General features: G+C 61.9%; 12 protein-coding genes. 8 read left to right on the plus strand and 4 right to left on the minus strand.

The features are described 5' to 3' along the window. Positions 1 to 119: 119 nt before the first annotated feature. The 6 genes from QZY03_RS15430 to mutS all read left to right on the plus strand — a co-directional run bounded on the left by QZY03_RS15430 (position 120) and on the right by mutS (position 8,163). Positions 120 to 899: a response regulator gene (locus QZY03_RS15430; RefSeq protein ID WP_295582539.1), complete on the plus strand. Its 780-nt coding sequence runs from the start codon at positions 120 to 122 to the stop codon at positions 897 to 899. Between the two features lie 86 nt (positions 900 to 985). Next, a complete protein-coding gene (gene kaiB, locus QZY03_RS15435; RefSeq protein ID WP_295582541.1) occupies positions 986 to 1,288 on the plus strand; it encodes a circadian clock protein KaiB in 303 nt (100 codons plus the stop codon). Further along, positions 1,281 to 2,819 (plus strand): circadian clock protein KaiC, encoded by a 1,539-nt coding sequence (gene kaiC / locus QZY03_RS15440; RefSeq protein WP_295582543.1) that lies wholly within the window; start codon positions 1,281 to 1,283, stop codon positions 2,817 to 2,819. The genes kaiB and kaiC overlap by 8 nt, the downstream gene beginning before the upstream one ends. A 237-nt stretch (positions 2,820 to 3,056) precedes the next feature. Next, positions 3,057 to 3,281, plus strand: a complete 225-nt coding sequence (locus QZY03_RS15445) for a hypothetical protein (protein WP_295582545.1) — start codon at positions 3,057 to 3,059, stop codon at positions 3,279 to 3,281. Positions 3,282 to 3,526: 245 nt separating this feature from the next. Then, positions 3,527 to 5,320, plus strand: coding sequence for a radical SAM protein (locus tag QZY03_RS15450; RefSeq protein WP_295582547.1), 1,794 nt, complete (start codon positions 3,527 to 3,529; stop codon positions 5,318 to 5,320). 257 nt (positions 5,321 to 5,577) lie between these two features. Continuing rightward, complete coding sequence (gene mutS, locus QZY03_RS15455; RefSeq protein WP_295582549.1) at positions 5,578 to 8,163, plus strand: DNA mismatch repair protein MutS; 2,586 nt, start codon at positions 5,578 to 5,580, stop codon at positions 8,161 to 8,163. Positions 8,164 to 8,565: 402 nt separating this feature from the next. On the opposite strand, the gene QZY03_RS15460 is transcribed toward mutS, so the two are convergent. Genes QZY03_RS15460 through QZY03_RS15475 form a run of 4 tightly spaced genes read right to left on the minus strand, consistent with a single transcriptional unit; the run spans position 8,566 to position 12,370 of the window. After that, complete coding sequence (locus tag QZY03_RS15460; RefSeq protein WP_295582551.1) at positions 8,566 to 8,778, minus strand: hypothetical protein; 213 nt, start codon at positions 8,776 to 8,778, stop codon at positions 8,566 to 8,568. Then, a complete protein-coding gene (locus QZY03_RS15465) occupies positions 8,775 to 9,215 on the minus strand; it encodes a hypothetical protein (protein WP_295582553.1) in 441 nt (146 codons plus the stop codon). The genes QZY03_RS15460 and QZY03_RS15465 overlap by 4 nt, the downstream gene beginning before the upstream one ends. A 23-nt stretch (positions 9,216 to 9,238) precedes the next feature. Further along, complete coding sequence (locus QZY03_RS15470) at positions 9,239 to 10,702, minus strand: hypothetical protein (protein WP_295582555.1); 1,464 nt, start codon at positions 10,700 to 10,702, stop codon at positions 9,239 to 9,241. After that, positions 10,703 to 12,370 (minus strand): AAA family ATPase, encoded by a 1,668-nt coding sequence (locus QZY03_RS15475; protein ID WP_295582557.1) that lies wholly within the window; start codon positions 12,368 to 12,370, stop codon positions 10,703 to 10,705. It lies immediately after the preceding gene. A gap of 424 nt (positions 12,371 to 12,794) precedes the next feature. Between QZY03_RS15475 and QZY03_RS15480 the strand changes: the two genes are divergently transcribed. Both QZY03_RS15480 and QZY03_RS15485 read left to right on the plus strand, forming a co-directional pair. Continuing rightward, entirely contained in the window at positions 12,795 to 13,241 is a 447-nt protein-coding gene (locus QZY03_RS15480; RefSeq protein WP_295582559.1) for a hypothetical protein, read from the plus strand. 34 nt (positions 13,242 to 13,275) lie between these two features. Then, positions 13,276 to 13,614, plus strand: a complete 339-nt coding sequence (locus tag QZY03_RS15485) for a hypothetical protein (RefSeq protein ID WP_295582561.1) — start codon at positions 13,276 to 13,278, stop codon at positions 13,612 to 13,614. The last annotated feature ends 371 nt before the right edge of the window (positions 13,615 to 13,985 follow it).

Below are 13,985 nucleotides of genomic sequence, written 5' to 3' on the forward strand. Positions count from 1 at the left end.
ACCGGCTCCGTTGTAGGGTGGATAAGGCGCGCCGCTCGGTCTCGGGGACTCGGCACGGCGGTCGCGCGCGCCGCATCCACCAGAGGTCGCGCGGTGCCGCCCAAATTTGGAATTGCTGATTGACGGCAGACGAATGGTGGTCGGGGGAATTCCGGGTAGAATCGGCGCCCGACCTGTCGGCAGGGTTGGCAGCGCTGATGCAGCGACGTTTCGATTGCGTCTTGATCGAGCTCGAGGCGGCCGACGCACCAGCCTGCGCGTCACTGCTCCGTCTGCGCAACCAAGCCCCGACCCTGCCGGTGGTGATTCGCACCCGCGGAACCGACGCGGCACTGGGGCGACGCCTGATTGCGGCCGGTGCCGATGACGTCCTGAGTTGCGACGACGGCCACCAACTGATCGCCCGCGCCCTGCGCCACGCGATTGCGCGCAGTGGGTTGCGGCAGCGCATCGCGGCAGCGGAACTCGAGGTCCAAGGGGCACGGGAACGGCGCGATGTCGGGCGCCTGCTGGCGCCGAATCGACACCCCGGGGAGGCTGCGCGCATCTATGGCGCCGCGACCCTGCGCGAGACCGACCCGCAACTGTTCGATGAGATCGTCGGTGACTATGTAGAATTGCTCAAACATACGGCCGAGGGCCAGGTCTACCGCACCGAACCCGCAAAGGTGCGCAGCGCCCGGCCACTGGCCGAACACTTGGGATTCCTGGGTGCGGGCCCGCGCGATACCATCGAGATTCACACCGAGGCCCTGATCCGCCTGGACCAGGAGCTGAGTACCGCCAACCAACGCCAGATTGCCCTTGAAGGACGCATCGTCGTTTTGGAACTCATGGGGTATCTCGTGAGCTACTATCGCCGTTATTATCTGAACAGCATGCCGCGCACGCACGACTAGGGCGGCGCCGTCGAGCGTCAACCGGATTAATACCGGACCGTGCATGACCAACCACACCGGACTCACCAGCACCATGTCAAAGCACCATGGGTAAGTATCTCCTCAGACTCTATATCACCGGCCGCACACCCCAAGGGAACCGTGCCATCGCGAACTTGCAACGCATCTGCCAGGCCGAACTGGACGGGAAGTATGAGATGGAAGTCATTGATGTGATCGAGGACCCGCAGGCGGCGGAAGATGCCCGCATCATCGCCACGCCCACCCTCATCAAGGCCCTGCCGCCACCGCTGCGACGCATCATCGGGGATCTGTCGAATAAGGAAAAAGTATTGATTGGATTAGATTTATCGTCTCCTGAAGACGAGGAGGGGCACGGCCATGGCTGAACCCGCACAGCGACCTTCGGTCACCAAGTCGCCGACCGGCATCGAAGGATTCGACCATATCAGCCTGGGCGGCATCCCGACCGGACGCACCACCCTGGTCTCGGGTTCCGCCGGCAGCGCCAAGACGATTTTCGCCGCCCAGTTCCTGGCCGAGGGCATTCGCCAGTACGACCAGGCCGGGGTCTTCGTCACCTTCGAGGAGTCCGCCGCGGATATCCGCGCCAACGTGTCCTCGCTGGGCTGGGACGTAGCCGACTGGGAGGCGGCCGGCAAATGGGCCTTCGTCGACGCCGCCCCCCAACCCGGAGACGAAGTGGTCGTGAGCGGCGCCTTCGACCTGGGTGCCCTGGTGGTCCGGGTGGAGGCCGCGGTGCGGCGCACCGGGGCGGATCGCGTCGCGATCGACTCGCTGGGGGCGGTCTTCTCCCGCTTCGAGAATGAGGTGATCGTCCGCGCCGAACTGTTCCGGCTCGCCTCGGCGCTGAAAGGCATGGGCGTCACCTCGGTGATGACCGCCGAGCGCACCAGCGAGTACGGTGAAATCAGCCGCCACGGAGTCGAGGAATTCGTCACCGATAACGTGGTGATCCTGCGCAACGTCCTTGAGGGTGAAAAGCGCCGCCGCACGGTCGAAGTCCTCAAGTTCCGCGGGACCATCCACCAGAAAGGCGAATACCCGTTCACCATCATGCCGGATCAGGGGATCGTGGTGATCCCGCTGTCCGCCATCGAACTGGATCAGCGCTCCTCCTACACCCGCATCTCGTCCGGCAACGTGGAGCTGGATGCCATGTGCGGCGGCGGCTTCTTCCGCGACTCGGTGATCCTGGTCTCCGGGGCCACCGGCTGCGGCAAAACCCTGACGTCCACCGAGTTCATCGGCGGCGGTGTCGACAACGGCGAACGCTCGCTGCTGATGGCCTTCGAGGAAAGCCGCGATCAGTTGAGCCGCAACGCCTCGGGCTGGGGTCGTGACTTCGACCGTTATGAACGCGAGGGCCTGCTCAAGGTGGTTGCGCTCTACCCCGAGTCCGCCGGCCTGGAGGACCATCTGATCCGCATCAAGCGGGAAATCGCCTCGTTCAAACCCAACCGGGTGGCGGTCGACAGCCTCTCCGCCCTGGAGCGGGTCAGCAGCATCAAGGGCTTCCGCGAGTTCGTCATCAGTTTGACGAGCTTCATCAAACACCAGGAGATCGCCGGACTCTTCACCGCCACCACCAACAGCCTGCTGGGCGGCGAGTCGGTGACCGAGACTCACATCTCCACCATCACCGACGCCATCATCCTGCTGCGTTACGTGGAACTGTTCGGCGAAATGAAGCGCGGACTCACGGTGCTGAAGATGCGCGGCTCGGCGCACGACAAGGAGATCCGCGCCTTCACCATCGACGGGCGCGGGATGCATATCGGCGCCGCCTTCCGCAACGTCACCGGCATCCTCGCCGGGCACCCGCGTCATGTGCCCTCCGCTGAAATCGAACGGCTGGACCAGCTCTTCCGCCCGGCGGGGCCACGCGGCGGGGACTGAACCTGATATCCAGACAGATCCTTGGTGTAGGGGCGGGTTTGAAACCCGCCCCTCCGTCCGGTGATCACCTCCGACGGCGATAACTGCCTGCCCAATATCAGAATCCGCAGACGGCCGAGCGCCGGTCGGAATTATTTTCTACCATAACCAAGCATTTTACTAAGAAATGACCATGTATTGAACATAGGATTCCTTGTAACTGCCCTGGCCTGCATCTATGCTCTGGACCGTAGGAGAATGGGAAAGAAGAACGAAGCCTGGCGTCTTGTGTTTGCGCTGCCCCTGAAGACGCCAATATTCGAACTGATTTTGTCCATGACGAGACCCTTCAAAAACGCAACAGAGATGACTGCCATGAGCGAACAACGCATCCGTTCCACGACCCGCTGGGCGATCTGGCTTAGCGTCGCAATCATGCTGGTGCCGCTGGTGCCCTACGCCTTGCGGGGCGGGGGCGCATGAACTAGCCGCACCGCCGAGGAGGTTGGAGAAGAATAGAAACGGGGCCTGACGGCCCCGTTTCACGTTCACCCGATGCCGCGTGGCCAGCGCCGTGACCAAGGCCGCGGAGTGCGAGCGGCATCCGCGCGATCGAGCGGCACCGGACAATCCCCACGCGTTGAACCGTTGGCCGGACCGGGCGCGGGCGGCTACTATGGCCCATTGATCCTGGCGGACCACCGCCCCTAGACTTGAGGGCCATCGCCATGGCAACCGCTTCCACCCTATTCCACATCCTCTGGATCAAACCGTCGCACTATGACGATGACGGCTATGTGATCCAGTGGTGGCGCTCCTCGCTGCCCGCCAACAGCCTGGCCACCGTCTACGGCATCGCCCTGGACTGTGCCGACCGACAGGTGCTCGGGCCGGATGTGGAGATCCGCCTGCGCGCCCTGGACGAGACCAACAGCCGGATCGACGTGCCGCGCCTGATCCGCGACTTCGCGCGCGATGGCGGCAAGGTGCTGGTGGGCATGGTCGGGGTGCAGTCCAACCAGTTTCCGCGGGCGCTGGATCTGGCGCGGCAGTTCCGCGCGGCCGGACTGCCGGTGGTGATCGGCGGCTTTCATGTGAGCGGCTGTCTGGCGATGCTCAAGGAACTGCCGCCGGACCTGCGCGAGGCCCTGGATCTGGGCGTCACCCTGTTCGCCGGCGAACTGGAAGGGCGACTGGACGGACTGCTGCAAGACGTCGCGGCCGACCGGCTCCAGCCGGTCTACAACTACCTTGCCGATCTGCCGGATTTGACCGGGACCCCCACGCCCATCCTGCCCGCCGACCGCATCCGTCTCACCATGGGCAAGCGGGCCAGCTTCGACGCCGGGCGCGGCTGTCCTTTCCAGTGCAGCTTCTGCACCATCATCAATGTCCAGGGCCGCAAGTCGCGTCACCGCAATGCCGACGACGTGGAGCGCCTGGTGCGCGCCAACGCCCAACTGGGGATCAGCAATTTTTTCATCACCGACGACAACTTCGCACGCAATACCCACTGGGAGCCCATCTTCGACCGGCTGATCGCGATGCGCGAGTCCGGCACGCCGATCACCCTGGTGATCCAGGTCGACACCCAGTCACACCGTATCCCGCGCTTCATCGACAAGGCCGGACGGGCCGGTGTCACCCGCACCTTCCTGGGGATGGAGAACATCAACCCGGACGCGCTCAAGGGTGCGCAGAAAGGTCAGAACAAGATCACCGACTATCGCGCCATGCTCCAGGCCTGGCACAACGCCGGGGTGCTCACCTATGCCGGGTATATCCTGGGCTTCCCGGACGACACCCCCGAGACCATCCGGCGCGACATCGCGATCATCCAGAACGAACTGCCGGTGGACATCCTGGAGTTCTTCGTTCTCACCCCGCTGCCCGGGTCGGTCGACCACCAGCGCCTGGTCGAGGCCGGCGCCCCGCTGGACCCGGACATGAACAACTACGATACCCAGCATGTCACCATGGACCATCCGCGGATGACCAAGGCGCAATGGGCCGGCATCTTCCGTGAGGCCTGGGACCTGTATTACAGTCCGGCGCACGTCGCCACGGTGCTGCGCCGCGCCCGCCGCTGGGGTTATGACCCCAAGCATATGATGGGCAAGCTGTTCGCCTTCCACGCACCCATGATCTTCGAGCGCATCCACCCGCTGGAGGGCGGTCTGATCCGCATCAAACGACGCCGCGAACGCCGGCCGGGCTACCCGATCGAAAGCCCCCTGATCTTCTACCCCAAACTGGTCTGGGAGTTCGTGACCAAATACGGCGGCGCCTATGGCCTGCACCGACGTTACCAGCGCATCCTGAAACAGGTCCAGGCCGAGCCGCTGGGCGCCTACCCGGACGCCGCCATGGAGCCGGTGACGGAAGGTGAGGAGCAGCGCCTGGAGATCTTCACCGCCACGACTGCCGCGCAACAGTATGTCAAGAAGCGCCGCGCCCGCGGCGATCTGCGCCGTCATGGGGCGGTCAAGGTCAAGCCTGACGCCCATTTCACAAGCCGGTGACGTTAGGTGGATGGTGGGACCTTGATCATCGCTCCGGCCGTAGGGTGGACAAGCGCTAGCGCAGTCCACCGAATCCCGCGCCGTCGCTGGTGGACTGCGCTGCGCTTGTCCACCCTACGAAACTGCTCTTGGCAGGCGTTGCCTCGCTCGTCATCAAGTCGTTTTTCTAGCCAGGCCCGTCGCGGGCCGGGGCTGCTCATCCCGGCGCCCCACTCCGCTCGGGCAAACGCTCCATCACCGGCCGCAACGCCATCTGAATGATAACCAACAAAGACCATACCCCGGTCATGCAGCAGTACCTGCGCTTTAAGGCGGAGCATCCGGGGATGCTGCTGTTCTTCCGCATGGGCGATTTTTACGAACTGTTCTATGAGGACGCCGAGCGCGCCGCGGCGCTGCTGGATATCACGCTGACCAAGCGCGGGGCCTCGGCCGGGCAGCCGATCCCGATGGCGGGGGTGCCCTACCACGCGGCCGAGGGCTATCTGGCCAAGCTGGTACGTCAGGGGGTGTCGGTCGCGATCTGCGAGCAGATCGGCGACCCGAGCAAGACCAAGGGACCGGTCGAGCGGCGGGTGATGCGCATCATCACGCCCGGCACCCTGACGGATGATGCGCTGCTCGATGAGCAGCGGGATAACCTGCTGGCCGCGGTGGCCGAGGGCGCGGATGGTTACGGCCTGGCGGTCCTGGAGTTGGCCAGCGGGCGCTTCTCGGTCCTGGAGGTGGCGACCCGCGAAGCCCTGGCGAGCGAGTTGGCGCGGCTGCGCCCGGCCGAGGTGCTCGTGGGCGAAGACAGCCGGTTGCCCGAGGAACTGGGTCTGGGGCGCGGCGTCACCCGCCGCGCCGCCTGGCACCTGGACGCGGACAGCGGCGAACGCCTCCTGTGCGAACAGTTCGGCACCCGCGATCTGACCGGTTTCGGATGCGCGGCGCTGCGCCTGGCGGTCGGTGCCGCGGGCTGTCTGTTGCAGTATGTCCGCGACACCCAGCGCGCCGCCCTGCCCCACCTGCGCGGCCTGACGACGGAGCATCGCGACGACGCGGTGATCCTGGACGCGGCCACCCGCCGCAACCTGGAGATCACCGACAGCCTGTCCGGCCGCCCCGAGCATACCCTGGCCGGGATCCTGGACCAGACCGCCACGACGATGGGCGGCCGGCTGCTGCGCCGCTGGCTGGCCCGGCCGCTGCGTGATCAGGCGCCGGTGCGCGCGCGTCATCAGGCGCTCGCCGCCCTGATCGACACCGCGACGGGCGCGCCGCTGCGGGAGGTCCTGACCGGCATCGGCGATCTGGAGCGCATCCTGGCCCGCGTCGCCCTGGGCACCGCCCGACCGCGAGATCTGGCCGTGCTGCGCGACTCCTGCGCCCTGTGCCCCGACCTCGGCACCCTGCTGGCGAGTATCGATGATCCACTCCTGGGCGATCTGCACGACCGCATCGGCGAGCATCCGGACCTGGTGGCGCTGCTCGGGCGGGCCGTCCTGGCGCAGCCGCCGGTGCTGATCCGTGACGGCGGGGTCATCGCCCCCGGCTATGACGCCGAGTTGGACCAACTGCGCGCACTCTCGACCAACGCCGATCAGTTTCTGCTGGATTTGGAAAGCCGCGAGCGGGAGCGCACCGGCATCGCGACGCTCAAGGTCGGTTACAACCGCGTCCACGGCTATTACATCGAACTCGGCCGGGCGCGTGCCGATCAGGTGCCGCCGGACTTCGTGCGGCGCCAGACTTTGAAAGGAGCGGAACGCTATATCACCCCGGAACTCAAGCGTTTCGAGGACGAGGTGCTGAGCAGCCGGGAGCGTGCCCTGGCGCGCGAGAAGGCGCTCTATGAGATGCTGATCGCGACCCTGGCCGAGTCCATCGGCCCGCTCCAGAGCAGTGCGGCGGCCATCGCCGAACTGGACGTGCTGGTGAATCTGGCGCTGCGCGCCCAGGCGCTGAACTGGTTCCGGCCGAATTTCACCACGGAACCCCTGATCGCGATCGAGGACGGCCGCCACCCGGTGGTGGAACGGGTGATCGACGGCCCCTTCGTGGCCAATGGCCTGCGGTTCGATGGGCGGCGGCGCATGCTGGTCATTACCGGACCCAACATGGGCGGCAAGTCGACCTATATGCGCCAATGCGCGCTGATCGTGCTGCTGGCCTATGCCGGGAGCTTCGTCCCTGCCCGCTCCGCCACCCTGGGGCCGGTGGATCGGGTCTTCTCACGCATCGGGGCCTCCGATGACTTGGCCGGCGGACGTTCCACCTTCATGGTGGAGATGGAAGAGACGGCCAATATCCTGCACAACGCCACCGAGCAGAGTCTGGTGCTGATGGACGAGGTGGGCCGCGGCACCAGCACCTTCGACGGGCTGTCGCTCGCCTGGTCCTGCGGGGTGGAACTGGCCACCCGCATCCGCGCCTACACCCTATTCGCCACCCATTATTTCGAGCTGACGACCCTGCCCGATGAGTATCCCGGCATCGCCAATGTGCATCTCGACGCGGTGGAGCACGGTGCCTCCATCGTCTTCATGCACGCACTGCTGGAAGGGCCGGCCAATCAGAGTTATGGCCTGGCGGTGGCCGCACTGGCGGGAGTCCCGCCGGGGGTCATCACGCGCGCTCGCGGACGGCTGCGCGAACTGGAAGACGCCGCCCGCCGCCATGCGGAGCAGGGGGCGGTGCAGCTTTCGCTGTTCCTGCCCGAGCCGAGTCGGCCGGCGCCGCCCCCGAGTCCGCCGGCTGAGCATCCGGTCTGCGATGCACTGCGCGGGATCGACCCCAATGAATTGAGCCCGCGGGCGGCGCTGGAGGCGCTCTACAGATTGAAGGGGCTGATCGACTGAGCGTACCGGAGGTCGAGGCTTTTGCCGGTCGACCTCGCATCTGCGCGGCCTTGTTCCGGCTAAAGGCCATGGAAGGAACATCAAGCCACCCTGGAAGATGAAAGTCCCCCGTGGGAGCGGCGTCCCGCCGCGATCCGGTTGCCGCGGTGACCGCAAACGCTGCGGTGACACGCCCGACCCCATCGCGGCGGGACGCCGCTCCCACGAGGTCGCTGCGCGACTTTTTGATCGTTCCCAGCCAGCGGCGTGCGTAGTCAGGGCTTCCAACCCTGACGGTGCCAAGCCAGGATAGCCTGACTACGCACCCGGCGAGCCCAAGTGGCCGGAATCTTGATCGAGGCCCGATTCCGATGCGTGCAGCCGATTGACTCGGGGGCGCTGGGGGAAGGATACCTTTGCCCTTCAGATGCCCTCAGTACGCCTGGACTTGATCTCTGCAATAATCTCTCTTGCCGTCATGTCCCGAAACAGGGACTCTCGCTCAACGGTGTAGTCGCCGCTACCGGCGCGGAATTGATTCAGGAAGCGGATGGTATCAACGACCCCGAGTTCTCCAATAAGAGCCTGATTAGCCCGCAGGTTGATGTCAGCGATCGGTTGAATGCGTACTGTCATTTGAGAATCTCCGCTATGATGCCCAGGAGGGGTGCCACCGGACATTGAAGGTGAGTGCCGGCGCGACTCTTGCGCAGCAATTTGTCATCGCAGGTTACAAAGAAATCCGCGCCCGCGCAGGACGCCATGGCAAGATGGACGGCATCCATTGCCGTGATTCCTTCTTGCTCCAATAGGTCAGATAGCAACTCCATGTCGTCCGTAATCACGAGCCGCTCGGCGGCAAGCGACAACAGCGCCATCGCCTCGTTGCGTCTCGCCGCATCGGGAATTCTGCTGAGTTCATAATCAAGCGCCTCGGAACTCAACAAGGTGACATCCCCACTCTGCACCGCAGCGAGAATTGCCAATACCGCTTCCGTTTCTACCCTGATCCGCGGTTGGGTTTGATCGTCATACGGGCGTTGGAGACAGCAGCAATCAAGATAGAGACGCATATTGAACCTGACTCTTGCGCGACTCAGAGGGGCGCCTGGTCTAGATGTCCTACGACAATCGGCAGTGGAACGCGAACAACCGTCAGACGAAATCCGTCACCCCAACAACGACCATGCATCTCCCGAGACTGCCAGTTCTTAACGAATTGAGCGAAACTGGCGTCAACCCCATGCTGATTCTGATTCTGATTCTCAGGAATGGCGAGACAGGCCTCGGTCAATACACATTCCCCTGTTTTGCAGTCGCCACCCTGAGCAGCCGGCTGCGCCAGGAGCCGGGTGTATCCGATGACCTGGTAGAGATCCGAACTTTCAAGTTTTTCTAGCTTGTATTTGGCATCTACAACGAGTTTTCGCTGGGGTTGCTTCGCTTCCTTAACTTTCACGACGAAATCAGGCCTGAAATAGTATGAGTTGCCTTCTAGCTGGAATTTGCGATTTTGGCTCTGGCCCTGAACGGATACGCAAACATCGGGTTGGTTCAGACAAACCCCTACCCATCCTTCAAACAGGCGATTAGCGTCCAGAAAGAATGGCAGCGTTCGCCCGGTCTCTACCGCATTATCCGTGGGCCGGAGATGCAGACGGGTCAGTACCAGCCGTGCCAAAGCCAGTGGGGTCGCATAGGCGGCCATCAGCCCCTTATTGCGAATCCGAGACCAATCCCTCGGATACGGCTGATAATCCGGCACCGTGGCCAGTGCGGAGCGGATGACATGGACCCAGCGTTGCAGTTCCGGCACAACACCAGGCGTTCCGGACACATAGCGCGCTGAAACTTCCAAGGCCGCCTTCAATAATCGATTTTCTAGGGTATCCAGGTTGAACCGCTGAAACTCGCAGACCATCTTATCGGAACGTGCCCGCACGAGATTCTCGCGGATCTGGTTGGCGATTAGAATGCGCCCGCGCACGCGGCCGACGAGATTTTCCCGAACCCGTATAAATCCTTGCCGCAGGTGCCGTTGAATGAAACGGGCCGTCATCGCTAGAAAGGCAGTCACCTCCAGCAAGGTGAGTTGCGGCAAGCGGTTAGCTACGATTGGGACCTGATCGGGATCACAGCCAAACAGCCGATGGAGTTCCATACCGGTGACATCCACCGGTGCGGCAAGCACCGCAGCGAACATGGCGCCATAGTCCACATTTTGAAAGTCAACATTCGCAATTTGCTCGCGAGGTCTCACAACAAGGGGGTAATCTTCACCTTCATGCGGGAGATTAACCGCACCGATAAAATGCGAGGGAGCAATATTCCCTCTCTCCCAATGCAAGCCGAGGGTCCTTGGATTATCGGCATAGAGCACATCGTCAGCGTCCCTGTAGGCATCTAGCCACCGGTGACCTTCATCCCACCGATGACCTTCGCTGGACCCTATGATCGCTGCGAGATCAATGGCGGACTGCCCGGCATCGCTGGGGTTGCTGGTGATCGCGCGCCAATTCCGAGCTCGCATGAGGGAGTCGGGACTCACGGGATATGTCATTTAAGCCTCGACAGCAGGAGCGCCCGGGTCTTCACCGTCGTCGGGGTGTGGAGGAACTTGAGCGTTGAGGGGTTCCCGTCCCTGCGGCTGTTGTGGCGGAACCTGGGGGCGGAGAAGATACTGACGGATATGTTCACGAGCTATAATTGGGGTTATTGGGTTCGCCAGTCTAACGCCAAACAACATCGCGCCGGCCTGCAATACTCCATCCTTAACATATTCATGGAGTAACGGTAAGACTTGATAGACGAAATTGTCCAGCAATTGGTCAATATTTTCTACAAGAAAATAGGTGTGACCTGGTTGGACATCGTCAGCGAAAAAGTCTTTTGCCAGAGCACCTGTGCCCTGAAAAAGTGCCGCAACCTCGTCAAATAATTGCAGTGCAGATCGCCGAACATCTGCAGGTGCGGCGACCACTTGCGCAATGACATCGCGATTCGGTAGCATTGGAAAGAAGGCAAAGCGCCTGCGCACCGCGTAGTCAATGTGACCGATAGAGCGATCAGCGGTATTCATGGTACCGATAATATAGAGGTTGTCGGGGACGACAAGATTGTAGTCGCCGTCAAGTTTATAGGGAGTACGGACGGGTTTCCCACGGTATTCGAGGCCATAGATCAACTCGCCAAGCACGGCCGCGAGATTGGCGCGATTGATCTCGTCGATGATCAGCACATATCTGTTGTTCTTCGGGTCAGGGTCATCACGCGCAGCTTTGCACATCTCGCTAAATACGCGATGCACTGTATCATACTGGACCTGTCCCTTAACCGTCTTGACCTGCACGCCACGAACGAAATCCTCGTAGTTGTACGCAGGATGAAACTGAACGATATTCCACTTATCTGGGGGAATCTTCAAGTGATGCTGAACAAACTGCTTAGCGAGCCAGGTCTTACCCGTTCCAGGAGGACCACACAATATAATTTGTCTTTTCAGTTCGAGTATCTTCTTGATCTCGCCATGCGTTTTTAAAGACACTATATAACTCTCCTCTGACTGGCAGTCGCGAACTGATGCCTTACTCACTATCGCTTGGAAGCGCCTCACGATCTTTAATGGAATTTGATGTGGATTTTCGTTGCGATACGCTTCCCATGCTTCGTTAATATTTTCGATAGCTTGATGATTCTCGGTAATGCCAGCGACCCCTTGCCCGCTAATTCCAATTAAAGGCCCGAGATGGCCATCCGGATCAATTTCGTTCCAGTCGACCCACAGGACAGGGTAAAAACAGTACGTATATGCAAAGCTATCAAATTGCGCATGCGTCCTTTCGAAAAGGCGTGGGTTGCTGCCAGTTCTTTCTCCATCGCGATCATAAACATAAGTGCAGACTTCCAGACTTAACGGAATTTGGCAGATTCCTCTGATGGCTTGTTTTCCATCAACAGCAATGACAAGGTCGCCAGGTTGAATGCGGTGCAAAAGATTTCGAAAAGTGTTCTTGCAAGCGCTCTGATTTCTGTTAATGTCCGGCTCAAAGAAGCTGAGATGATTGAGTGCTTCGTCAATAGGCAGAGCATGAACCTCGCGACGGCAGGCGCGAAATACGCACGTCAAATCACCCAAGTCAGGCCATCCCCCGGCGACGACATTGCGTGCCCTCAGCTCATCATAACTACTCCATTGCCTTTGACTGGTCGCCATCTTCCAAATTGGCATCGTTTCAACTCCTCTCGAAAAGGAAAGTTAGGGGAGGTCACGGGGCGCGACTTGGCTGTGACACTACTCCAAATGTTCCACAAACCCGCCAGTGGTGTGCTCCAACAGGCTGAACGTGAGATCCTACAAGTTGCCCACGCCATTGCCCTGTAAGCGGCGACCATTCGCCAGAACCGACCGACCGGGAACATCACCTTTGGCACCCGCCTCGAGACGGATTCGACGGCCCGATGAACGACTGAGGCTCAGGTTAGCAGTGCCCCCCGGCCCGCGCAACGCGTCGGACATGGATCGGACATACCTTGACGCATCGGCCGACTACCATTTCGCGATGACCGGTCCGCTGACCAAAAAAAGCGCGCGCGAAATCTCGCGCAACGGTGTTCCTGGATGAACCGGAAATTGAGCACGCGGAGCATCAAACATGAAACGTCGAACCTTTATCGCTGGGCTGGGCGCCGCGGGGCTCTGTGCGCCCTGCATCATCGCCGGGGGCAACCCCTTGGCAGAACCTGAATTCCGCCCTTTGGTCCCGGTCTTCGATCAGTTGCCGGAGGCCTTGGCGGCGGAAGCCTTGGCGGCGCTACCTCAGGTGGTGGGTGCGGCCCCAGTGAAGGTTTATCCCTTGGTCATTGGGCTGGGCGAGGCGGCGCAGCCGATGGTCGATCAGGCACGGACGAACCATCTGCTGCCGCTGGATGTGGGGCTCTATCGGACCGGGGCGGCGAGTGCCCATTGCGCCACCGATTGGCTGACCCAGCGGCTGGAGTCTTGTAACTTGGCCGTGCTGCTGGTCGATGCCGCGGACCCGCGGGGCAACCCTCGGCACGGCCCAGACGGTTCAGTTTCTGCTTCCGGGTTTGGCCTTTGATCTGCCGGGCCCGTTCGGCGACTGCTCGGGCCGTGTGAGTTGGCTACTGTCCGAAGCGCCGGAGGCGCGAACCACGGCGGTGCGTTGGGACCATGAGCCCATCCTCCCGGCGGCGTTGGCCAACGCCTGCGGCCCCTTGGACCCCCAGGGCTGTAGTGGCGCGATCCTGTGGGTTCATGCGGGCCAGGACTTCACCCTCGACGAACGTGATGCCCTGCACCGCCAGTGCGATCGGCTCCTGCCGAGATACACCGATCGGGTCATCGCCGTCATGGTTCACCCCGACTGGGCCACGCGGCGGCGGGTCCTGAGCCTGACCCTGGTAGGAGAGTGGGACGGGTTCTGGCCAGTTAGTTCGAGTCTTTACCCATGATCGACCATGTGACATCCTGAGAGGCCTGGGTCGTCGTCCTGGTCAGCTTCCGTTGTGACGCCGGGGCGTCAATTGCATCCACAGACGTTCATAGATGAACACAGATGTTTTTCTTCATCTGTGATCATCTGTGACATCTGTGGATAAATCTTGGTGATCGCTTTGACCGGAACGACCGACGATTGCGAACACTTCAGTACGGAGAGGCATCACTGCCGAGGCGCGGTGGCGTCGGAGCACCGCTGTTCGCCCTCTGGATCATTCAGAAATCAATCAGGCCATGCCATCCGGCCGATGTGACAACACGGCCTTGTCCATAAACCCGGCCACCGCGCGATCGGCACGGTCGTCGGGCCGCACCGCGGGCCCGA

It is taken from the genome of uncultured Lamprocystis sp. (assembly GCF_903933125.1).
In the GTDB taxonomy this organism is placed as follows: Bacteria; Pseudomonadota; Gammaproteobacteria; order Chromatiales; family Chromatiaceae; genus Thiodictyon.

Excerpts from the sequence above, each read along its gene's own strand:
- kaiB (WP_295582541.1), top strand. The coding sequence starts at position 986 with ATGGGTAAGTATCTCCTCAGACTCTATATCACCGGCCGCACACCCCAA.
- kaiC (WP_295582543.1), top strand. The coding sequence starts at position 1,281 with ATGGCTGAACCCGCACAGCGACCTTCGGTCACCAAGTCGCCGACCGGC.
- QZY03_RS15445 (WP_295582545.1), top strand. The coding sequence starts at position 3,057 with ATGGGAAAGAAGAACGAAGCCTGGCGTCTTGTGTTTGCGCTGCCCCTG.
- QZY03_RS15450 (WP_295582547.1), top strand. The coding sequence starts at position 3,527 with ATGGCAACCGCTTCCACCCTATTCCACATCCTCTGGATCAAACCGTCG.
- mutS (WP_295582549.1), top strand. The coding sequence starts at position 5,578 with ATGATAACCAACAAAGACCATACCCCGGTCATGCAGCAGTACCTGCGC.
- QZY03_RS15460 (WP_295582551.1), bottom strand. The coding sequence starts at position 8,778 with ATGACAGTACGCATTCAACCGATCGCTGACATCAACCTGCGGGCTAAT.
- QZY03_RS15465 (WP_295582553.1), bottom strand. The coding sequence starts at position 9,215 with ATGCGTCTCTATCTTGATTGCTGCTGTCTCCAACGCCCGTATGACGAT.
- QZY03_RS15470 (WP_295582555.1), bottom strand. The coding sequence starts at position 10,702 with ATGACATATCCCGTGAGTCCCGACTCCCTCATGCGAGCTCGGAATTGG.
- QZY03_RS15475 (WP_295582557.1), bottom strand. The coding sequence starts at position 12,370 with ATGCCAATTTGGAAGATGGCGACCAGTCAAAGGCAATGGAGTAGTTAT.
- QZY03_RS15480 (WP_295582559.1), top strand. The coding sequence starts at position 12,795 with ATGAAACGTCGAACCTTTATCGCTGGGCTGGGCGCCGCGGGGCTCTGT.